The organism is Erythrobacter sp. Dej080120_24 (assembly GCF_036322605.1).
GTDB lineage: Bacteria > Pseudomonadota > Alphaproteobacteria > Sphingomonadales > Sphingomonadaceae > Erythrobacter > Erythrobacter aurantius.
Genome location: NZ_AP027262.1, coordinates 17883 through 37366, shown reverse-complemented (window position 1 = coordinate 37366; position 19484 = coordinate 17883). Strand labels below are relative to the sequence as shown.

At 60.6% G+C, this 19484-nt stretch carries 22 protein-coding genes and 1 pseudogene; 15 read left to right on the top strand and 8 right to left on the bottom strand.

What is annotated here, in order from left to right:
* Nucleotides 1–93: 93 nt before the first annotated feature.
* A complete protein-coding gene (gene rpoZ, locus AABA34_RS00210; RefSeq protein WP_252258945.1) occupies nucleotides 94–438 on the bottom strand; it encodes a DNA-directed RNA polymerase subunit omega in 345 nt (114 codons plus the stop codon).
* Between the two features lie 110 nt (nucleotides 439–548).
* Between rpoZ and AABA34_RS00205 the strand changes: the two genes are divergently transcribed.
* On the top strand, nucleotides 549–1775 hold the full coding sequence (locus tag AABA34_RS00205; RefSeq protein ID WP_338303428.1) for a phospholipase D-like domain-containing protein: 1227 nt from the start codon (nucleotides 549–551) through the stop codon (nucleotides 1773–1775).
* An 18-nt stretch (nucleotides 1776–1793) separates the two neighbouring features.
* Here AABA34_RS00205 and AABA34_RS00200 read toward each other — a convergent pair whose 3' ends face one another.
* Nucleotides 1794–3308 carry a replicative DNA helicase gene (locus AABA34_RS00200; protein WP_338303427.1) on the bottom strand — a complete coding sequence of 505 codons (1515 nt, stop codon included), beginning with the start codon at nucleotides 3306–3308 and terminating at the stop codon, nucleotides 1794–1796.
* A gap of 136 nt (nucleotides 3309–3444) precedes the next feature.
* Between AABA34_RS00200 and AABA34_RS00195 the strand changes: the two genes are divergently transcribed.
* From AABA34_RS00195 to AABA34_RS00185, 3 genes are read left to right on the top strand one after another with little or no spacing between them, the layout of a single operon-like run.
* On the top strand, nucleotides 3445–3963 hold the full coding sequence (locus AABA34_RS00195) for a UPF0262 family protein (protein ID WP_252258939.1): 519 nt from the start codon (nucleotides 3445–3447) through the stop codon (nucleotides 3961–3963).
* Nucleotides 3964–4006: 43 nt separating this feature from the next.
* On the top strand, nucleotides 4007–4690 hold the full coding sequence (locus tag AABA34_RS00190) for a glycoside hydrolase family 25 protein (protein WP_338303426.1): 684 nt from the start codon (nucleotides 4007–4009) through the stop codon (nucleotides 4688–4690).
* Nucleotides 4669–5118: a cytidine deaminase gene (locus AABA34_RS00185; protein WP_445083745.1), complete on the top strand. Its 450-nt coding sequence runs from the start codon at nucleotides 4669–4671 to the stop codon at nucleotides 5116–5118. Before AABA34_RS00190 ends, AABA34_RS00185 begins: the two co-directional genes overlap by 22 nt.
* Here the strand turns inward: AABA34_RS00185 and AABA34_RS00180 are convergent.
* The 3 genes from AABA34_RS00180 to AABA34_RS00170 form a co-directional block, all read right to left on the bottom strand.
* On the bottom strand, nucleotides 5115–5810 hold the full coding sequence (locus tag AABA34_RS00180; RefSeq protein WP_338303425.1) for a DUF4197 domain-containing protein: 696 nt from the start codon (nucleotides 5808–5810) through the stop codon (nucleotides 5115–5117). The two genes, AABA34_RS00185 and AABA34_RS00180, sit on opposite strands and share 4 nt — an antisense overlap.
* Before the next feature lie 64 nt (nucleotides 5811–5874).
* On the bottom strand, nucleotides 5875–7008 hold the full coding sequence (locus AABA34_RS00175) for a M14 family metallopeptidase (RefSeq protein WP_338303424.1): 1134 nt from the start codon (nucleotides 7006–7008) through the stop codon (nucleotides 5875–5877).
* A 2-nt stretch (nucleotides 7009–7010) separates the two neighbouring features.
* Nucleotides 7011–7640, bottom strand: a complete 630-nt coding sequence (locus AABA34_RS00170) for a hypothetical protein (RefSeq protein ID WP_338303423.1) — start codon at nucleotides 7638–7640, stop codon at nucleotides 7011–7013.
* A 115-nt stretch (nucleotides 7641–7755) separates the two neighbouring features.
* On the opposite strand from AABA34_RS00170, the gene galE reads away from it, so the two are divergent.
* From galE to AABA34_RS00155, 3 genes are all read left to right on the top strand, one after another.
* Nucleotides 7756–8769 (top strand): UDP-glucose 4-epimerase GalE, encoded by a 1014-nt coding sequence (galE, locus tag AABA34_RS00165; protein ID WP_338303422.1) that lies wholly within the window; start codon nucleotides 7756–7758, stop codon nucleotides 8767–8769.
* A gap of 88 nt (nucleotides 8770–8857) precedes the next feature.
* Nucleotides 8858–8983, top strand: a complete 126-nt coding sequence (gene ykgO, locus AABA34_RS00160) for a type B 50S ribosomal protein L36 (protein WP_007165381.1) — start codon at nucleotides 8858–8860, stop codon at nucleotides 8981–8983.
* Between the two features lie 106 nt (nucleotides 8984–9089).
* Entirely contained in the window at nucleotides 9090–9698 is a 609-nt protein-coding gene (locus AABA34_RS00155) for an HAD-IA family hydrolase (RefSeq protein ID WP_084155861.1), read from the top strand.
* Nucleotides 9699–9825: 127 nt separating this feature from the next.
* Here the strand turns inward: AABA34_RS00155 and AABA34_RS00150 are convergent, their stop codons facing one another.
* Nucleotides 9826–10167, bottom strand: coding sequence for a CC_3452 family protein (locus AABA34_RS00150; RefSeq protein WP_034955525.1), 342 nt, complete (start codon nucleotides 10165–10167; stop codon nucleotides 9826–9828).
* 210 nt (nucleotides 10168–10377) lie between these two features.
* On the opposite strand from AABA34_RS00150, the gene AABA34_RS00145 reads away from it, so the two are divergent.
* Entirely contained in the window at nucleotides 10378–10932 is a 555-nt protein-coding gene (locus AABA34_RS00145; RefSeq protein ID WP_338303421.1) for a winged helix-turn-helix transcriptional regulator, read from the top strand.
* A gap of 50 nt (nucleotides 10933–10982) precedes the next feature.
* Nucleotides 10983–12764: a DNA helicase RecQ gene (gene recQ, locus AABA34_RS00140; RefSeq protein WP_338303420.1), complete on the top strand. Its 1782-nt coding sequence runs from the start codon at nucleotides 10983–10985 to the stop codon at nucleotides 12762–12764.
* Nucleotides 12765–12766: 2 nt separating this feature from the next.
* Here recQ and AABA34_RS00135 read toward each other — a convergent pair whose 3' ends face one another.
* Nucleotides 12767–13480, bottom strand: coding sequence for a Crp/Fnr family transcriptional regulator (locus AABA34_RS00135; RefSeq protein ID WP_338303419.1), 714 nt, complete (start codon nucleotides 13478–13480; stop codon nucleotides 12767–12769).
* Nucleotides 13481–13526: 46 nt separating this feature from the next.
* Nucleotides 13527–14772, bottom strand: a pseudogene (locus AABA34_RS00130) (YifB family Mg chelatase-like AAA ATPase).
* Nucleotides 14773–14927: 155 nt separating this feature from the next.
* On the opposite strand from AABA34_RS00130, the gene AABA34_RS00125 reads away from it, so the two are divergent.
* From AABA34_RS00125 to yihA, 6 genes are all read left to right on the top strand, one after another.
* Nucleotides 14928–15953 carry an alpha/beta hydrolase gene (locus AABA34_RS00125; protein ID WP_338303418.1) on the top strand — a complete coding sequence of 342 codons (1026 nt, stop codon included), beginning with the start codon at nucleotides 14928–14930 and terminating at the stop codon, nucleotides 15951–15953.
* A gap of 111 nt (nucleotides 15954–16064) precedes the next feature.
* Complete coding sequence (gene rpmH, locus AABA34_RS00120) at nucleotides 16065–16199, top strand: 50S ribosomal protein L34 (protein ID WP_034955521.1); 135 nt, start codon at nucleotides 16065–16067, stop codon at nucleotides 16197–16199.
* A 125-nt stretch (nucleotides 16200–16324) separates the two neighbouring features.
* Entirely contained in the window at nucleotides 16325–16714 is a 390-nt protein-coding gene (gene rnpA, locus AABA34_RS00115) for a ribonuclease P protein component (RefSeq protein WP_338303417.1), read from the top strand.
* Entirely contained in the window at nucleotides 16711–16920 is a 210-nt protein-coding gene (gene yidD / locus AABA34_RS00110) for a membrane protein insertion efficiency factor YidD (protein ID WP_084155814.1), read from the top strand. Before rnpA ends, yidD begins: the two co-directional genes overlap by 4 nt.
* An 80-nt stretch (nucleotides 16921–17000) precedes the next feature.
* On the top strand, nucleotides 17001–18794 hold the full coding sequence (gene yidC, locus AABA34_RS00105; RefSeq protein ID WP_338303416.1) for a membrane protein insertase YidC: 1794 nt from the start codon (nucleotides 17001–17003) through the stop codon (nucleotides 18792–18794).
* Entirely contained in the window at nucleotides 18791–19477 is a 687-nt protein-coding gene (gene yihA / locus AABA34_RS00100) for a ribosome biogenesis GTP-binding protein YihA/YsxC (RefSeq protein ID WP_034955518.1), read from the top strand. The genes yidC and yihA overlap by 4 nt, the downstream gene beginning before the upstream one ends.
* The last annotated feature ends 7 nt before the right edge of the window (nucleotides 19478–19484 follow it).

The window sequence follows — 19484 nt, the reverse complement described above, 5'->3', positions numbered from 1 at the left end:
CTAGTGTCTACATGGTTCAAACGAAAAAGGCCGCCATTTCTGGCGGCCTTTTCAAAACGGGACGGTTTGCTTCCCGCAGTATGGAGACTGCAATCAGCCGTCGTAATCGGAACCGATCGAAGTCGATCGTGCCGGAGCGCTCGCAGTGATACGGAGCGCCTCGGCCGACTGGCTGAGCGAACCGATTTCATCCGCGTCGTCTTCGTCATCCGGCAGGATCTTCTGCAGGCCGGTTACCAGCGATTCGTGCAGGTCCTTGGGGCGGATCGTCTGTTCAGCGATCTCGCGCAGGGCCACAACCGGGTTCTTGTCGCGATCGCGATCAATCGTCAGTTCGCCACCGCCCGAGATTTCCCGCGCACGCTGGGCTGCGAGCAGCACCAGATCGAACCGGTTCGGAACCTTGTCGACGCAATCTTCAACGGTAACGCGTGCCATTCACGGCCTCTTTCACGAATAGGTTTTCTGAGAAGGCGCAGCACCTAGGGATGAGGGCGATGAGAGTCAAGAAATTGCGCAATGCGTTACCTTGGCGCTAATGCAATCCCATGCCCAAATCCGATCCAACCGGCGCAAAGCCCGACCATGGCCTTGAACGCTGGAAAGGCGGTTCCGATGCACCGGGTGGTTTCGAGGATGCGAAACCGTTTGAAGTCAGCGTGGCAGGCCACAGGATCGCCATTTTCCCAGCCGGAGCAGACCGGCTCGCGGCGTTGCTGGACGCGATCGATCATGCAGAGGTTTCGCTCTACGGCTTCTTCTACCTGTTTCAGGCAGATGAGGCCGGAGAGACTGTTCGTGCCGCGCTGATTGCCGCAGCGCGCAGGGGTGTTGCGGTTCACCTGATCGTTGATGCTTTCGGGAGCGATGCACCAGATACTTTCTTTGCGCCGCTGATCGAGGCCGGTGCCCGGTTCGACCGGTTTTCAGCCCGGTGGAACGTCCGTTTCCTGATCCGCAACCATCAGAAATTCCTGATTCTCGATGGCCAAAGCGTGATCACGGGCGGGTTCAACATCTCCGATCACTATTTCAAGCCGCCCGAGGAAAACGGATGGTGCGATCTGGGAGCGCAGATCGAAGGGCCGCTCGCCGGTCGTTTTTCAGAATGGTTCTCACAGCTCGAACGCTGGATTTCAAAACCCGATTCCCAGTTTCGGGCGATCCGGCAACTGGTCCGCGAATGGGAACCCGATGAAGGGCCAATGCAGTTGATCCTTGGCGGTCCGACCTTTGCCAACAGCCGCTGGGCGCGGCGACTTAAGCGCGATTTGGCGAATGGCAGCAGACTGGACCTGGTTATGGCCTATTTCTCACCTCCCAGAAGCTTTCGGCAGCTCATTCAAAGCTTGTCCCGGCGAGGTGAGGCACGCCTGATCATGGCGGGCAAGACCGATAACGGGGCAACGATCGGCGCCTCGCGCTCGCTGTATTCAGCCCTGATCGGATCGGGAGCCCGCATTGCCGAATTCCAACCCTGCAAGCTTCACATGAAGCTGCTGGTTGTTGACAACATTACCTACATCGGCAGCGCCAACATGGATATGCGTTCCGTCCGACTCAATCTTGAATTGATGGTGCGGATTGAAGATGCCGACTTGGCGCACCGGATGCGCCAGCTGATCGATCATCTCGAAGCTCACAGTGAGCCCGTAACCGCGGAATGGTTTGATCAAAAGGCCGGCTGGTTCAACCGGCTGCGCTGGAATGCCAGTTTCTGGCTCGTTTATGCGCTCGACTATACTGTCACGCGGCGGCTCAACCTCGGTCAGTGAAGCTCTCCTGCCAGTCGCCTATTCTACACCCCAGCTCGAATAATCGCGGGTGTTGGGTGACGAGAATTTGGTGATCTCGCTCTGGAAGTGCAGAGGCACATTGCCGGTCGAACCGTGGCGCTGCTTGGCAACGATCAGCGTCGCCTTGTTCTTTACCTCAAGGTATTCGGCTTCCCATTGGCTATACTTCTCCTGCACTTCGACCGAGCTTGAACCGTCGGGATTGGGCATGTCGGGTCGCGACGCTTCTTTGTAATAGTCGGCGCGGTAGATGAACCAGACCATGTCGGCATCCTGCTCGATCGAACCCGATTCCCTGAGGTCGGAAAGCATCGGGCGTTTGTCGTCCCGCTGCTCCACCGCGCGGCTCAGCTGCGACAGCGCGATAACTGGTACGCTCAGTTCTTTGGCCAAGGTCTTGAGACCCCGGCTGATTTCCGAAATCTCGTTCACCCGGTTGTCGTTGGCACGCCCCGAGCCCTGCAACAGTTGCAGATAGTCGATCACGATAAGGCCGATGTCATGCCGACGCTTTAGCCGCCGCGCCCGCGTCCGCAGCGCGCCGATCGTAAGGGCGGGCGTGTCGTCGATATAGAGCGGGAGTTCGGCAAGGCGCTGACTGGCAAAGCTGAGTTTCTGGAAATCGTCGCGGCTCAATGAACCGCTGCGCAGTGCTTCGGACGAAACCTCGGATTGCTCTGCCAGAATACGGGTCGCCAACTGGTCTGCGCTCATTTCGAGGCTGAAGAAGGCTGTCGGCGCTCCGTAATTGTGTTCGCCCCCATCACGCTGCCACTTCAGATGCTCCTCGGCGCAGTTGAACGCGATATTGGTGGCCAGTGATGTCTTGCCCATCCCGGGGCGCCCGGCGAGAATGATGAGGTCGGAATCGTGGAGGCCTGCGGTTTTCTGGTCGATGGTTTCAAGGCCGGTGGTCTTGCCCGACAATCCGCCGCCTGAATTCATCGCGGCTTCGACCATCCTGATCGCCTTGAGCGATGCATCGCGGAAGGTGGACGCTTCGCCCCCCGTCGCTGCGCCTTCGGCCACGCGGTAGAGATCGGCTTCGGCCTGGCTGATGCGGTCCATCGGATTGGTTTCTTCCGATGTGTCGAGCGCGCCTTCGACCAGTCCCCGTCCGACGCTCACCAACTCGCGCAACAGGGCGAGGTCATAAATCTGCTGTGCCAGCTCGCGCGGCGCAAGCAGCCCGGCGCCGTTTGCCGTCAACTGTGCGAGATACTTTGTTCCACCAAGTTCCTTGAGCGCCTCGTCCGCTTCGAAATGCGGGCGTAGAGTAACCGGCGAAGCCGTCGCATTGCGCTCGATCATCTTGAGGATGCGATCGAAGATGCGTTCATGCAGTGGCTCAAAGAAGTGTTCGGGCCGAATCGGCGTCTGCAATTCTTCCAGCATCCGGTTATCGATCAGCACCGCGCCCAGAAATGCCGCCTCGGCCTCCAGATTTGAGGGCAGCTTGCGGGCGGTGTCGGATTCCGATTCGATGCGGTGCAGGGGGGTGGGTTCGGCCATGCCGACCTGATGCGCCCGAGGCTCTGATCGGGCAAGCGCTACATGCGACTATTTTGAAACGCCCGCTTGTGGATAGCGGGGATTGCGACTCGTAATGCTTGAAGTCTGACCCTCGCATCTGCGAAGGCTGGCAGTGATGGAAAACTGGCCACCCGATTCAGCGAACGTGCCTGCCGGCGCGCATCGCATTGCGCACATATCGCTCGACGAAGAGACGATCCTGTGGCGCAACGCCGATGTCGAGCAGGAACGCCGCGTGGCGATCTACGATCTGATCGAGGAAAACACCTTCAAGCCGGTCCGCAGTGCCGAGCGCGGAGCCAAGGGGCCGTATCGGCTGCGACTGTCTGTTCAGGACGGCCGGTTGGCAATGGAAATCTCCGACAAGGATGAGCAGCCGCTTGAAACCCTGCTGATCGGCCTTGCCCGCTTTCGTCGCCCGATCCGCGAATATTTTGCGATTTGCGACAGCTATTATCAGGCAATCCGAAAGGCGACACCGGCAGAGATCGAGACGATCGACATGGCCCGGCGCGGCATCCACAACAATGCAGCCGAACTGCTTGTCGAACGGCTTGAAGGGAAAGTCGAAACCGATTTCGCTACGGCCCGGCGACTGTTCACGCTGATCTGCGTGCTCCACATCAAGGGATAGGTCGGCAATGATGGCGCGGGCGCGCAAGACAAGGGGCGGCGGAATGTCCCGCTGGCTTTTTCGCGGGGGCGCACTGATCGCTCTTGTCGCGATAGGTTTTGCGGCCTGGCTCTGGTGGGACATGCGAAGCTGGCGGCCCGATGAGGGGCTTTATCCCGAACAGGGCGCCATGATCGTCAGCGGAGCGGCGCCCGTCCGGTTCGAGACCTTGCGCGCGATCGGAGCTGAATTCGTTTACCTCGAACTTGCTGGAGCGAACGCATCGCCCGATCCGGGATTTGCACCAAGACTGGCGAAGGCGCGAGAAGCCGGTTTGAAAGTCGGCGTCGTCCAGCCATTCGATCCTTGCATCAAGGCGGATGAACAATCGTCGCGCTTCACCCGAATGGTGCCGCGCGATGATGATCTGTTGCCTCCAGCGGTTGCCTTGCTGCGCACCGCGGTCGATTGCCAGCCGGCTGTTAGTGATGCCGCTGTCGAGAGTGAGCTTATGATCGCGGTCAACCAGATCGAATTGCATGCGGGGAAACCCGTGATCCTCAAACTGGGCCCGGCATTCGAAGAGCAATACCATACGGCGCGCTCGACTGCTCGTGATCTCTGGCTGGTTCGCGATCGCGCACGGCCTGATTACGCCGGTCGTCCCTGGCTGCTATGGAGTGCCAACAGCCAATTGGTGAGCGAAGCGTCGGAGGAGCCGATCGAATGGGTGGTGGTGCAAAGATGAGCGTTTCGCATGAATCTCGCCAGCAATTGATCGCCGAGGCCCGGCATGCGGCAGCAGCGGCCTATGCCCCCTATTCCGATTATCAGGTGGGGGCGGCACTGCTGTTTGAGGATGGTGCTATCGTCACGGGCGCCAATGTCGAGAACGCAAGCTACGGGCTTGCGCTGTGCGCTGAAACCAACGCTGTTTCCAAGGCGATGAACCAAGGGCGCCGGGGCGGTTTGATTGCGGTCGCCGTGGTGGGGCCTTCGGACAAGGGCGATGGATCGCCAATCACACCCTGTGGCCGCTGTCGTCAGGTCTTGAACGAGCTTGCCCAGCTTGGTGGGACCGATCCTGAAATCCTGTGTGTCGGCAATGATGAGGTGCGAAGCGTCACATTGTCAGCCCTTCTACCCTATGCTTTCGGGCCCGCACACCTCGATTAGTTTCGGAGCAAGTTGCCCAGTCCGCGCAACGGGTTCTTGCGGAAATTGCGCTCCTCCGCGCCGATGTAGGAGAATATCCCGTCGAGCCCCTGTTCGGTGACCGAGGCATTGATGTTCTCGCGGTTCAACCCTGCATCGCGCAACAGCGAATTCTTGCTCGCAAGCCCGTCAATCCGGTCGTGGAGGCCCGCTTTAGTAAGTGCGGTGTCGACCAGTGGATTGAATTCCGCCGAAAGACGATCATTCGAGGAACGGCGCAAATATTGCGTTCCGCCATCGTCTTCGCGGATGATGCCAGGTGCGTCGCCAAAAGACAGGCCGTTGATCGCGTCGCGGAAGATCGGTTTTGCCAGACCCGCCGCTTCGCCCGCTGCATCGTTGATCCCGCGAATGATGTCATCGATGCCCGGCAGTCCGCCCAACCGCGAAGCCGCGCCAAGCGCCCGGCCCAAGAAGCCTCCCGAGCTGCCGCCTGACCCGAGGTTGCCCAGCATCGGCAGGCCGATGCGCACGTCTTCATCATTGTAGAACGCACCGGGCTGCGCCAGTCGATCGAGCGCACTGTCGGTCGCCCGGCCAAGGATTGATCCGAGGTTCAGCCCCTGCGCCATGGCGGGTGAAGGCGAGATGGCTACAAGGCCAGTGGCCCCCAGTCCGGCAAGCGCCGTGCGGCGATCATATGAGTGCGTCATTGGCAATCTCCCTCAACTTTCATGTGGTTATAACACGAAACCAGCGAGATTGCCCGCCTCTATCCTATTCGGTGTCCAGCCATTCAAGCAGGGCTGCAAGACAATCGCGGGCAAGCAGCTTGCACCGTTCCGGCGACCATCCCTGTTCCGGCTCGGGTGCGTCGGCCAGATCCTTGTAGGGCATCTCCAGGGTCATAGCGCACGCGGCAAAGCGCTCGGCCACTTGATTGGTGCTCATGCCCAGATTGGCCTTGCCCGCCGGTGTCTTCGGATAGCCCAGCTTCGTCTGGAAATCGGGTGTGCGCCGGTCAAGGATACGCTGGTAACGATAGAATTGCTCGCCGAGATCGTCGGTCCAGCTCGGGATACCCTCATATCCGGCAAGGAACACTGCGGGGATCGCCTCGTCGGCGTGAACGTCCATGGCGAAGTCCACGCCGGTTTCGTCCATGCGATTGCGGATGGCGAGGACTTCGGGTGATTTTTCTGGTGTCGGGCTGGCCCATTCGCGGTTGAGATTGGTGCCCACAGCATTGGTGCGCAAATGGCCGCGACGTGAACCGTCCGGATTGCAATTGGGGACGATGTGAAGGCGGCAACGCTGGCGCAGCGCGCGGGCCACGGGATCAGCCGGATCCGTCAGGCACTCAAGCGCGCCCTCCATCCACCATTCTGCTTGCGTCTCGCCCGGATGCTGGCGCGCATAAAGCCAGACCTGAGTTTCACCTTCGCCCATTTCCAGCATGTCGAGCGGCTGCCCGTCGAGCGTTGTGCCTAGTCGGACAAGCTCTACTCCTTCGCTTGCAGCGGCTTCGGATACGAGATCGTGATGCCGCTCCATCGAATAGGGCGCGAAATAGGCGAACCATGCGACATTGCCCGCAGGCGTGTAGCGGATCGTCAATGTTCCATTTTCTTCGCCAGCGTCGAAGCTGCTGGCGGCGCGCGTCCAGTATTCGCGATCTTCGGTGACGCAGGCATCGTAATCGGGCCAGCCGCCCGGATAGGCACTGGCGTTCAGCCCGGTGATCTTGAGTTCGACCGCTTCGCCCTGGGCGCCTGTGACGCGGAAATGGAACCATTGCGCGAACTCGCTCATATGGTCGCGCGTTATGGCGAGGCGGGCGGTGTTCACGTCAATGGACAAGACTTCGATATTGCCGCTGTCGAAGGCGGCATCGATGGCGATTTGGGTCATGATTATTCCTGAAGTTCGTCCACGTCGATGATGACGGTTTCGCCATTGCCACCCGGGAAGTCCTTGAACAAGGCAGCGGCTAAGGTTTGAGCGCTCGCCTCTACATCGGAATAGGGTGACTTTACAGAGGTGGCCTGCTGAGCGCGGCCTTCCCAAAGGCTGTTTCCATCCGGCCCGCTTATGCGCACGGACAGTTCGGTTGTTACGTTGGGTCCGTTTTGTCCCCCGCCAAGATTGATCCCGATACCCAGCCCCACGCCAGTTCCGAAAGTGCCGGTGCTGCCTCCGACACCGACGCTGACCGGGCCACGGCTGCTGGCAGCGGCCAGTGCATTTCTGCTTGTCCGAATGCTTGCGACCTGATCGGCTTGTGTCGAACCATCCAGCACGACCCGATAGCCAAGCTCGCTTAGTTCATCGGCAACCGCCGCTGCGATCGCATCGCGTGCACGCTGGTTCTGTATGGCTTCGGGAAATTCGATCGTTATCGTCCCTTGTCCCAACGCGCTGCGTTGCTCGCTGACGAACCGGGTGACTTCGACAGGGCCAGTAAAGGCACCGACACAGCCCGATAGAATGGCTGCCGATGCGGTGATCAGGGCATATCTGGCCAGGTGGCGAGTTTTGAGCATTATCGTCATCCTCTTTGCGTGACCTTTACCTGAAACCGTTGCCGCTGTGCAAAAAACTCGGCGAAAGCCGGACGATTTTCACGCTTTTGCAGGTGATTGCTGGTAAGCGCGCTGCATGTCTCAAACAGTCAAACCTTCCGTTCTGGTTACCGGCGGTGCCGGATATATCGGCAGCCACGCCGTCTTGGCCCTGCGTGATGCGGGATGGCCGGTCGCGGTGATCGACAATCTGACAACAGGATTTCGCTTCGCCGTTCCCGAGGGCGTGCCGCTTTATGAAGGCGACATCGAAGACGCGGGATTGCTGAAGCGGATATTCTCCGAACAGGGCACGCGCGCGATCATGCATTTTGCCGGTTCGATTGTGGTGCCCGAAAGCGTCGAGAACCCGCTCAAATATTATCATAACAACACGGCAAAGAGCCGTGCTTTGATTGAAGCAGCGGTCTCATCTGGAGTGCCGCATTTCATTTTCTCATCGACTGCAGCGACCTACGGCATTCCTAAAGTGGCGGCGGTTACCGAGGACACGCCCACAGTTCCGATCAACCCATACGGCTGGTCGAAACTGATGACCGAGCGGATGCTGGCCGATACTTCTTTTGCGCACTCGCTCAATTATTGCGTGCTGCGATATTTCAACGTTGCCGGTGCCGATCCGCAGGCGCGAACCGGGCAGTCGACTGCAGGGGCGACCCACTTGATCAAGGTCGCGCTGGAGGCGGCACTGGGTAAACGCGATTCGGTGAGCGTGTTCGGTACGGATTACGAAACGCCCGATGGCACCGGGGTGCGCGATTACATCCATGTCAGTGATCTGGCGGCCGCCCATGTGCTGGCGCTCGAGGCGCTTATTGACCAACCGCAGCGGTCATTGACGATGAACTGTGGCTATGGTCGTGGCTTTTCGGTGCTTGAGGTGCTTGATGCCGTCGATCGGGTGACGAATCGCACGATCGAGCGGCGGATGGAGCCGCGCCGCCCGGGGGATCCGGCTTCGCTCATATCTGACCCGTCTCGCATCCGCGCCACCGTGCCGTGGCGGCCGCAGCATGATGATCTAGACACAATTATCGCCCACGCGCTGGCATGGGAACGCAAACTCTCCGAAATCCGAGGAGATGGTTGACGAAAACGGCAATCGCCCATATGTGGCGCATCGAATTTCCGCGCGTCGGAGCGAATCCGGCGCGCTTTGTTTTTGAAAGAGCAGTCCGATGAAAATCCGCAACAGCCTCAAGTCGCTGAAGAACCGCCACCGCGATTGCCGCGTGATTCGTCGCCGCGGGCGCACCTATGTCATCAACAAGACCAATCGTCGCTTCAAGGCTCGTCAGGGCTAATTGAACCGGTTGGCCGATCACCCTCGGGGTGACGGACGAAATGCAAGCGGCCCGCCTCCAGACCGGAGCGCGGGCCGCAGCCATTTAGGACCAGGGGTTGATGGAAATGCGCAAGGCGGTGGTGTTCGATGTGGGGCGGGTGCTGTTTGAATGGCAACTGCGAGCGTTGTTCGAGAAGCTTATCGACGATGCGGTCGAGCTGGATTGGTTTCTCGCCAATGTCGTGACCGAGGAATGGCATTTCGAACATGATAGAGGGCGTGCGCTCGCAGATATGGTGCCGGAACGCATCGCGCTATTTCCGCAATATGAGGCGCATATTCGCGCCTATGCGACGCGTTTCAATGAAACCGTTCCAGGGCCGGTTGAAGGAACCCACGATCTTGTCCAGAGGCTCCATGCCCAAGGCGTACCAATGTTCTGCCTGACCAATTTCGGTGATGAGTTCTGGGCCACTTTCCGCCCGACACAGCCTATTTTCGATTTGTTCGAGGACGTAATTGTCTCGGGTACGGAAAAGGTCGCGAAACCCGATCCCGAGATTTACCGGATCACCGAACACCGCGCGGCGCGTGAAGGTGCGGAGCTCTTCTTCACCGATGATAATCCTGCAAACATCGAGGCTGCGCGCAGCCGGGGGTGGGATGCGCATCTGTTTACCGATGCGGAAACACTCGAAGCTCAGCTGGTCGATGCGGGGTTGCTGAACGGTTGACGGAAAAACCCCCGGTGCGCTTCGTTGGGGATGCGCCGCACCGGGGGTTTGGTTTTCGCCTGTGTGGAGAGTTCAGGCGATCGGGGACGAGCCGAGAGGGGAACAATCGGCCCGAAGGAGACCGGGGTTACTTGCCGTTGCAGCGCGCCAGCTTGTCTTCGGCAATCTCTTCGCCTTCGACCTTGAAAGCGGTGATTTCACCCATTTCGCGAGCGAGGCCGCGGCAAATGCGCGAGGGGCGCGACGGGCCCTTGTTCGCGACGCAAGTCGTGCCTTCGCAGGCCCATGCCACGCCACCTGCGACAGCGCGGTTTTCGTCAGTCGCTTGGGCAAGCGTTGCAACATAATAGGGGCCTTCGGCAGCCGAAAGCGGAGTGGTCGAAGTGGCAACTCCAAAGCTGAGACCGGTATAAAGCAGCGCGGTGGCGAATACGGCAAGGCGTCCGGTCCGGGGGAGGGAGAGGGTCATCACAATGAATCCTTCTGAACGGGGTTGAGTGGGCTTTTCTGGTTTTTCTTGTGCAACGCACAGTTTCGATTCGAAACCAGTTGCGAATCACTACTTATGTGATTAGGTTTCAGGTTGCAACTAGAAACTGAAATTTTTTCACGCCCATTCTCAACATGGTTTTGCGATTGGCGTCGAACCCGCTAGAAAGGTTGCGGGGAAAGGACTGATATGGGCGAATTGAGAGAACCTCTGCGTGAGCTGATCGATTGCGGTCTGCCTCAAGCACTTGAAGTGATGGGCGAACGCTGGTCGTTCATGATCTTGCGGGCCAGCTTCAACGGATTGAAGCATTTCGAGGAATTCCTCACCGAACTCGGCATCGCCCGCAACATTCTCTCGAACAGACTGGCCAAGTTGGTCGAACACGGCATCCTCAAGCGCGAACCCTGCGCCGATGATCGACGCAAGATCGAATACCGCCTGACGGACAAGGGATTCGACCTGCTGCCCGCGATGATCGCACTGCGGCAATGGGGGCAAAAGCACGGTTCGGAGTTCGTAGTCGAGGATCCGGTCTTGGTGGATGGACTTGATCGTCTGCCGATCGGGCCTGTGTCGATCCTCTCGCATGATGGCCGAATCCTCAATCACACTGATCTCAACATGATCCGCCGGGACGATGTCGGGAAACGGCTGGACGGGACTGTGGCAACTCCCGGCCCTGCGCTTGATCGCGGCAGCGTGGTCGATATGGAGACCGCAAGGAAGGCGGCTGCCAGCTGATGCTGTCGCCGCGGATGTGATATCCGCGCTCACCCGAAACGAGTCTGGCGATGCGGCCTGCACATGGCGGCGATCTGCAAGATATTCTACGCGCGACCTTCGGCTTCAGCGGCTTTCGCGGCACGCAGGAGGCGGTTGTCTCCCGCGTCATGGCGGGTGAACACACGCTCGCCTTGATGCCGACCGGGGCAGGCAAGTCGCTGTGCTACCAGCTTCCAGCTCTTGCCCGTGATGGAACCGCGATCGTCATTTCCCCATTGATTGCGTTGATGCACGATCAGATCCGCGCGGCCCAGGCGGTTGGGATCAGGGCCGCGTCGATGACATCGGCAGACAGCGACCTGGCGCAGACCGCTCAAAGCCTGCGGCGGGGCGAGCTCGATCTGCTCTATGTCGCGCCGGAACGGGCGACGACTTCCAGTTTCCAAAGCCTGCTGGCTGATGCCCGCATCGCCCTTTTTGCCATAGACGAGGCGCATTGCGTCTCCGAATGGGGCCACGATTTCCGCCCCGATTATCGCGGGCTCCGCCCGATGCTCGATCTCTATCCTGCGATTCCTCGATTGGCGCTGACTGCGACAGCTGACGAGGTCACTCGCGGTGATATCGTCAAGCAATTGGGCATCCCGAGCGAAGGGCTGATCAGAGCCGGTTTCGACCGTCCCAACATCCGCTATTCGATTTCGCCGCGCAACAATGGCCCCAGTCAGATCGCCGAGATTATTCGGCAGACGCCGGGCGCGGGCATCGTTTATGCACCAAGCCGCAAGGCGACTGAGGATCTTGCGCAGAAGCTGGTGGCAACGGGTCGTCCCGTCGCAGCCTATCACGCGGGCCTTCCGCCTGAACGCCGCGCCGCGACACAGGCGGAATTCGTGGCTTCGGAAGACATGGTGATGGTCGCGACGATCGCCTTCGGCATGGGGATCGACAAGCCTGATGTGCGTTTCGTCATCCATGCCGGGCTGCCGAAGTCGATCGAGGCCTATTACCAGGAAACCGGCCGCGCGGGCCGTGATGGAGATCCGGCACAGGCGCACCTGTTCTGGAGTGCTTCCGATTTCGCTCGCGCGCGGCAGTGGCTGGCAGATGTCGACACGGCGCGATTGCCGAGCGAGCAGGCAAGGTTGAATGCGCTCGCCAATCTTGTGGAGTGCGCGGGTTGCAGGCGTGCGATCCTTCTGCGTCATTTTGGCGAAGACCCGGCCGCAACATGCGACAATTGCGACAACTGCCTCAATCCGCCCAAAGTGCTGGATGCGACCGAGGTGGCACAAAAGCTGCTATCGGCGGTCTATCGGACGGGTCAGAGCTTCGGCGTCGGCCACATAGAGAAAGTGCTGCTGGGGCGCGACGATGATCGCGTGCGCCAGCGGGGTCATGACCAGCTGTCTGTCTTCGGCATCGTAGGCGACGAAGACGCTGCACTGCTAAGGCCGGTAACCCGGCACCTAACCGCACACGAAATGTTGGTGACCACCGAGCATGGTGGGCTGGCGCTTGGACCACAGGCGCGGTCGGTGCTCAAAGGCGAACGCAGCGTGCTGGTGGCTGAACCGCCCAAGAAAACCCGCAAGCGCCGGGGCGGTTCGGTAGCCAATCCGGTTGGCGATCCCTTGTTCGAGGCGCTCCGTGAACGCCGGGCAAGCCTCGCAAAGGAAAACGGCATTCCCGCCTACATCATCTTCCATGACAGCGTTCTTCGCGCCATGGCCAGCGACCGGCCACATACAATTGCGCAATTGGGCCAATTGCAGGGAGTGGGGGAGAAGAAGCTGGAAACCTGGGGCGATGCCTTCCTTCAGGTGATCCGCGACTTTGAACAGGCTTGAGCCTATTCCGCGGCCTCTAGCAATTCGAAGGTTTCGCGGTTCGCAGGCAGGGCATCGTCGGGCCGATAGCTGGCGGTAAGCTTCTTCGCGAGATCGCGGGTGAGCAGGGCATTGAGCGCATTGCCCAGCGCAGGGCGTTGCCTCGCCAATTTGCGCAAGGCATCGGCATCCCATTCGACATAGGTGACGCCCTCGGGCGCGACCGAAGTTGTCGTGGTCTTGCGGTTGAGGACAAAGCCGACCTCACCCACGAAATTCCCTTTGGGAAGGCGGAAGCGATGGCCGCGCTTTTCGACCGAGATGATTCCGTTGAAAACATAGAAGAGCGCGCCAGAGGGTTCGTCCTCGCGGGTCAGTACCGTCCCTTCGGGATCGTCGGCCCGGCGCCAGTGCGCTAGCTTCAGGATGCGCCGGAACTGGCCCGGAGTCAGCGTTTCGAACGCATCGAAGAGCCGTTTTTCATCATCGGAAAGACGCAGCGTGGTGCGCTCGAGCGCGATCTGACCCAGCACCCAGAAATTCACAGCCACCATCAGCAGGCTGGTCACAATGGCCTCCCACAAGGGGCCGCCGTCGACTGCATAGTAATAGGCGATGTATACGAAGGTTGAGACGATGATCAGCGTGCGCAGCCGCAATTCGTCGCGGATGGCGTATGCCAGCAGCATCAGGCCAGCGCCGAGATAGATCAGCCATGCGGGATCGAGGAAAGGCATCGCCTCCCCTTATCCGCCGTGATGCCATGCTGTCACGCCCTGCGCCTTAACGTGTTCCGATCATTTGCCTATAACTCAGCGCTTCGGCGATGTGGGCGCGGCCTACCTGTGCAGTCTCGGCGAGATCGGCGATTGTGCGCGCTACACGCAGCATTCGGGTGTAGCCGCGTGCCGAAAGCCGCAGCTTCTCCGCGGCCCGCATCAGAGGATGCCGCCCCGCGTCATCATGTGCGGCATGCGCTTCGAGCCTCTCGCCTTCGAGGTCCACATTGGATCGCACTCCTCTTTCAAGCGCGAGCTTGCGGGCGGCGGCGACCCGCGCGGGAAATGTCACGTGGGCATTGGCCCGGGCGACATCGACCTGCCCTGCTTCAAACAGCTTGTGCAGCGAATCGAGTACCGGGCGCTGGAACTCGGGTAGTCCGTCAAGAAACAACACGCCGAGGTGCGCAAGGCTGACTTCTCCGGGCTGGACCTTCAGCCCACCGCCCGTCAACGCCGCCATACTGGCCGAAAGGTGCGGCGCGCGGAATGGGCGTGCGCGGCTGATCTTGCCCGAATCGAGCAGTCCGGCGACGGATTGCACCATCGAAACCTCCAGCGCTTCTGCCTGTGTGAGTTCTGGAAGGATGCCGGGAAGGCATGATGCGAGCAGGCTCTTTCCCGCCCGCCGCCGCGATTTCGAGCGCGCGCTTGGAGGTTTCCTGCCCTTTCACCTGCTTGAGATCGGTGACCGGAGCGGATTCCTCGATAGTGCCACGCACCGGATCAGGCAGCACCTGAGAGCCTTTGAGATGGGCCAGAAGGGATACAAGACCGCGCGGAGCAAGCACCGGAACCCCGCTGGCCCACTTCGCCTCCGATCCTTGCTGGGCGGGGCAGATAAGTCCCGCTTCAACCGTGCTGGCGTGCAGCGCCGCGATGAGCACTCCGGGCGAGGCGACCACGCGCCCGTCCAGCGACAATTCGCCCACGGCGATCCAGTCTCCCAGTTGTTCGGCATCGGTCACGCCCATCGCTGCCAATAATGCCAGCGCGATCGGCAGATCGTAATGCGATCCGTCCTTGGGCAGGTCGGCAGGGGAGAGGTTGATCGTGATCCGCTTTGGCGGAAGCGACAGCCCCATGGCTGACAATGCCGCCTGCACCCGTTCGCGGCTTTCGCTCACGGCCTTGTCCGGCAGGCCGACAATCGAGAAGCGCGGCAGGCCCGGCGCAACCTGGCATTGCACTTCGACCTGACGAGCCTCGAGGCCCAGATAAGCTACCGTTCGATACCAGCGCGACCACAGTTCTGCTCCCCCGGAACCGGATCGGTTCCGTCACTGAAGCCGTGTTTGTGCAGTCAGATGAGGGACTTGTCGAGTTGGAACCGGAACATCGCTAACGAAGCCGTAAGCATAGAACTTCGGATTTCCTGAACCGGGTGCGGCGTAGTTCATGCAGGATGAACCGCATCGCCGCCCTCTTTGCGATCCTGCACCTTGCTCTGCTGAGCGCGCCCGTGTTTGCGCAGGGCCTGTCGTTCGGCAATCAAGGCAGCGTCCGCACCGTGGTAACGGAGAGCTGGATCGAGGAATGGGATACCGTCACCGGCCAATGGGTGCGTGTCGCCGATGATGCTTCTGAAGCGGCGCAGAACCTTGCGACCGTCAAGACCACCTACCGCAACGGAACGCTGATCGAGGAGACCCGTGAAGCCACCCGCTATGCCCAGCGGGTTGCCCGCCCTGCGCGCATGGGTATTCTTGCGCAATACGGCCCCTTTGCCGTCACCAGCCCGACGAGCGCGATGATGATCGGCCCGACCGACAGTGCTTCGCCCGAACAGTTTGACGCCATGCTGCGCGACTTCCCGGCGCTGCGACAGCTCGACATGCTGGAGGCACCGGGAACCAGCAACGATATCGCCAACCTCGCGGTTGGCCGCCGCATCCGGGCCGCCGGTATCGCCACCCATGTTCCGCATGGCGGCTCAGTTCGTTCGGGCGCGGTCGAGTTGTTTCTGGCAGGTGCCACCAGGACCATGGCCGACAGCGCGCAATTCGCGGTGCATTCCTGGCTCGACAACTATGGCCGCGAGGCTGACGACTTCGCCGCCGATCATCCCGCGCATCGTCTTTATCTCGACTATTATGTCGAAATGGGCATGACCGAGACGCAGGCCCGCAACTTCTACGAGATGACCAATTCGGTGCCGCATGACAGCGCGCTCTGGCTCGGAGCTTCCGACATGCGCCCTTGGCTGGCGGATGATCGCGCGCCCGTTTTCGATCCCTTCGTGATTGACCGGATTGCTCAAAGCACGGCCATTATCGCGCTGGCGCGGCCGGGCGCGCCGCAGATCGAGCTCGACTGGCAGCCGATGGTGGCGCATGCGCTGGTTCCGGTCCTTGATTATGGAGATCTCGAGACAATCAATCTGGCGCAGCTTGACGCGTCTGTTGTTGACTCGCGCGCCGCTTTCCCATAACTGCGCGCGCCTGTCATGGCTGCTCGAACCAGAGCGCCAAGGTTTTCGGCGAGGTCTGCCGGGTGGCCCAATCACCCACAATGCCGCGCCACTTAGGAATTTGAGGATATCATGAAGCGGACTTTCCAGCCCAGCAATCTCGTGCGTGCCCGTCGGCACGGTTTCTTCGCTCGCAAGGCAACCCCGGGTGGCCGCAAGGTTCTGCGCGCCCGTCGCAAGCGCGGCCGCAAGAAGCTCTGCGCCTAATTTTCCGGCGCCCTCAGGCGCCGGGCTTGGGCCATCCGGCCCGCTTGGCTACGCCGCAATAGCGGCGACGGGCAGTCGCCCTTGCGGGCTCCCTTCGGGAGCCCGTTTGCGTTACAGGAACCGCGATGGTCTCCGTTCTTACCAAACGCGCTGATTTCCTCGCAGCGAACAAGGGTTTGCGCAATGCGCGAACCGGGTTCGTGCTGTTGACGCGGCCCAACGGCGGACAGGGCATCCGCTATGGCATCACAGTCACCAAGAAAATCGGCAATGCAGTCGTGCGCAACCGGATGAAGCGGCGCTTTCGCGAACTCCTGCGCTCAGCCTTGCCCCACCATGGCCTGCCTGATCACGATCATGTGCTGATCGGGCGCGCGGGCGGCGTGGAGCGTGATTTCCAGATCATGGCTGCCGAGCTGGAGAAAGTCCTCGCACGAGCCGCCGACGGCAAAGGTGACGATGCCCGCGGACGTCGCCCCAATCGCGGAAATCGCCAGCGGCAGCCGGGCAGGTGAAGCACGTCCTCATCTTTGTTGCCCGGTTGTGGCAATGGGGTCCGTCGCGGATTCTGCCGCCCACCTGCCGTTATTCCCCTTCATGCAGCCAGTATGCGATCGAGGCGCTCGGAAAATATGGCGTTCTCAAGGGTGGATGGCTCGCAATAAAGCGTATAGGGCGCTGTCATCCGTGGGGAGGGCACGGCCACGATCCTGTTCCCTAGTGCGCAAGCCAAAGGGACTAGGAACGGGTTGCTGTCGCACCTATGTAATACACTTCGAAGTCAGACTTTAGGGCACTATCTTGGACAACCAGCGTAATCTCCTGCTCGCCGTACTGCTTTCCGGCCTGCTTATCCTCGGCTGGACCGAAGGGATGCGGTATTTCTACCCTGAGGCCGATGTCGCCGCATCAGGCGCAGAACTGGATACTGCCGGACTGACCGATGCCAGCAGCGCCCCCGGGACTGTCGCAGCCGCAGATGGCGCTGGTGAGGTTCAGGCAGTGCCGCAAGGTCCGGTCGATCTGTCAGCGGCGCTGGCGGATGAAAACCGCGTCGTGATTGATGCCCCGCGCGTCGCGGGATCGATCAACCTGGTCGGCGCGCGGATCGACGACATCGTGCTCAAGGATTACCGCGAAACGGTGGAGGAAGACTCCGGCCCTGTCCGCATCTTCGCGCCTGAGCGGACAGATGGCCAGTACTTCGCCGCATTCGGGTTCAAGACCGGCGGTCAGATCATGCCCGATGGTGCCGTGTGGCAGGCCGATGGCGCTCGCCTGACGCCGCAAACACCCGTCACGTTGACCCGCAGCGACGCCACTGGCGTGACCTACAAGGTTCGCCTGTCGATCGACGATCAGTTCATGATCACGGCGGAGCAATCGGTGAGCAACGGCAGCGAAAACGCCGCGATCGTCGAACCCTTTGCCTTCATCAAGCGCACCAGCACCACCGCAACGCCCGATCAGTTCATTGCCCATGCCGGCCCCATCGGCGTGTTCGACGGGACGCTGTGGGACCCGCATTCCTATGCCGAACTCGCCGAACTGGGCAGTGAAGTTCCGGCCGGTGTGCCAAGCTGGCTTGGCTTTACCGACAACTACTGGGCATCGGCGCTGGTCAAGGGTGACGGACAGTCCAGCACGGTCGGGTTCGAATCGCTGGGCGACGACCTCTTCCGCGCGGTGCTGCGTTATCAGGCGGAAACCGTACCCGCTGGCGGAACGCTTACCGAAACCACACGGCTGTTTGTCGGTGCCAAGGAAAGCACCGTGCTCGACAGCTATGAAGACACCGGGATCACCTATTTCGGCAAGCTGATCAGCTGGGGCTGGTTCGAGTGGTTCGAAAAGCCGTTCCTGTGGCTGCTGCGGCACCTCAATTCGTGGGCAGGCAATTTCGGTGTCGCCATCATCCTGCTGACCCTGATCATTCGCGGGGCGATGTTCCCGATCGCGCAAAAGCAGTTTGCGTCGATGGCGCAGATGAAGGCCGTCCAGCCCAAGATGAAGGCGATCCAGGAGCGCTACAAGGACGACAAGCAGCAACAGCAGCAAGAAATCATGAAGCTGTACAAGGAGGAGAACGTCAATCCGCTGGCCGGATGCCTCCCCTTGCTGATCCAGATTCCGATCTTCTTCGCGCTCTACAAGGTGTTGGTTCTTGCGATCGAGATGCGCCACGAACCTTTCATTCTGTGGATCCGCGACCTGTCGGCGCCTGATCCTGCGCACGTGCTGAACCTGTTCGGGCTTCTGCCGTTCGAGGTCGTGGGCTTCCTTGCTATCGGGCCGCTGGCGATCCTGCTGGGCGTCACGATGTGGCTTACTTTCAAGCTGAACCCTTCGGCGATGGATCCAATGCAGCAGCAGATATTCAATCTGATGCCGTGGATCCTGATGTTTGTCATGGCTCCGTTTGCCGCCGGCCTGCTGCTCTACTGGGTCACCTCGAACATCCTGACGCTCGCGCAGCAGAAATACCTCTACTCAAAGCACCCGCAATTGCGTGCGGCGGCGGAGAAGGAGAAAGCCGAAATGGCTCGCAAGGCTGAGCGCGAAAAGGCTGAGAAGGCGGAAAAGAGCAAAGCGTGACGCCCGAAGAAGAGCGCGCACAGCAGCATAGGGAAGACGCCGCCTCGCGCCTGTTTTCAGGTCGCGTCGACTTCCTGTTGTCCGCGCCGCAACTGAAATTCCTGCCCGATCCGATTGTCCCCGAAATCGCGTTTTGCGGACGGTCGAACGTCGGCAAGTCATCGCTGCTCAACGCGCTGACGGGGCGCAAGGCGATCGCCCGCGCATCGGTCACGCCGGGGCGCACGCAGGAGCTCAATTTCTTTGACGTCGGCGGTGAACCGGGTGGCGAGCCGCTGTTCCGGCTGGTCGACATGCCCGGCTATGGCTTTGCCAAGGCGCCGGTGAAGGTGGTCGAGCGGTGGAAAGGCCTTGTGAAGAGCTACCTTCGCGGGCGGCAGGTGCTGGCGCGCAATCTCGTGCTGGTGGACAGCCGCCACGGCCTCAAGGATGTCGATCGCGAGATGATGAAGATGCTCGACGAGGCAGCCGTCGGCTATCGCATCGTCCTGACCAAGACCGACAAGATCAAGGCGAGCGAGCTTGAGCGCGTGGCGAACAAGGTCGCCGACGAGGCAAAGAAGCATGTCGCTGCCTTTCCGCAATTGCACCTGACCAGCAGCGAAAAGGGCATGGGTATCGCCGCGCTGCGCGCTGCCGTGATCAGCGACGCGCTGGGTGAAGGTTTCCTGGACGCACTCTAGGCGTGCC

What these genes read in the sequence shown, in the direction of transcription:
- rpoZ (WP_252258945.1), bottom strand. Translation starts at nt 438, where the DNA reads ATGGCACGCGTTACCGTTGAAGATTGCGTCGACAAGGTTCCGAACCGG.
- AABA34_RS00205 (WP_338303428.1), top strand. Translation starts at nt 549, where the DNA reads ATGCCCAAATCCGATCCAACCGGCGCAAAGCCCGACCATGGCCTTGAA.
- AABA34_RS00200 (WP_338303427.1), bottom strand. Translation starts at nt 3,308, where the DNA reads ATGGCCGAACCCACCCCCCTGCACCGCATCGAATCGGAATCCGACACC.
- AABA34_RS00195 (WP_252258939.1), top strand. Translation starts at nt 3,445, where the DNA reads ATGGAAAACTGGCCACCCGATTCAGCGAACGTGCCTGCCGGCGCGCAT.
- AABA34_RS00190 (WP_338303426.1), top strand. Translation starts at nt 4,007, where the DNA reads ATGTCCCGCTGGCTTTTTCGCGGGGGCGCACTGATCGCTCTTGTCGCG.
- AABA34_RS00185 (WP_445083745.1), top strand. Translation starts at nt 4,669, where the DNA reads ATGGGTGGTGGTGCAAAGATGAGCGTTTCGCATGAATCTCGCCAGCAA.
- AABA34_RS00180 (WP_338303425.1), bottom strand. Translation starts at nt 5,810, where the DNA reads ATGACGCACTCATATGATCGCCGCACGGCGCTTGCCGGACTGGGGGCC.
- AABA34_RS00175 (WP_338303424.1), bottom strand. Translation starts at nt 7,008, where the DNA reads ATGACCCAAATCGCCATCGATGCCGCCTTCGACAGCGGCAATATCGAA.
- AABA34_RS00170 (WP_338303423.1), bottom strand. Translation starts at nt 7,640, where the DNA reads ATGCTCAAAACTCGCCACCTGGCCAGATATGCCCTGATCACCGCATCG.
- galE (WP_338303422.1), top strand. Translation starts at nt 7,756, where the DNA reads ATGTCTCAAACAGTCAAACCTTCCGTTCTGGTTACCGGCGGTGCCGGA.
- ykgO (WP_007165381.1), top strand. Translation starts at nt 8,858, where the DNA reads ATGAAAATCCGCAACAGCCTCAAGTCGCTGAAGAACCGCCACCGCGAT.
- AABA34_RS00155 (WP_084155861.1), top strand. Translation starts at nt 9,090, where the DNA reads ATGCGCAAGGCGGTGGTGTTCGATGTGGGGCGGGTGCTGTTTGAATGG.
- AABA34_RS00150 (WP_034955525.1), bottom strand. Translation starts at nt 10,167, where the DNA reads ATGACCCTCTCCCTCCCCCGGACCGGACGCCTTGCCGTATTCGCCACC.
- AABA34_RS00145 (WP_338303421.1), top strand. Translation starts at nt 10,378, where the DNA reads ATGGGCGAATTGAGAGAACCTCTGCGTGAGCTGATCGATTGCGGTCTG.
- recQ (WP_338303420.1), top strand. Translation starts at nt 10,983, where the DNA reads ATGCGGCCTGCACATGGCGGCGATCTGCAAGATATTCTACGCGCGACC.
- AABA34_RS00135 (WP_338303419.1), bottom strand. Translation starts at nt 13,480, where the DNA reads ATGCCTTTCCTCGATCCCGCATGGCTGATCTATCTCGGCGCTGGCCTG.
- AABA34_RS00125 (WP_338303418.1), top strand. Translation starts at nt 14,928, where the DNA reads ATGAACCGCATCGCCGCCCTCTTTGCGATCCTGCACCTTGCTCTGCTG.
- rpmH (WP_034955521.1), top strand. Translation starts at nt 16,065, where the DNA reads ATGAAGCGGACTTTCCAGCCCAGCAATCTCGTGCGTGCCCGTCGGCAC.
- rnpA (WP_338303417.1), top strand. Translation starts at nt 16,325, where the DNA reads ATGGTCTCCGTTCTTACCAAACGCGCTGATTTCCTCGCAGCGAACAAG.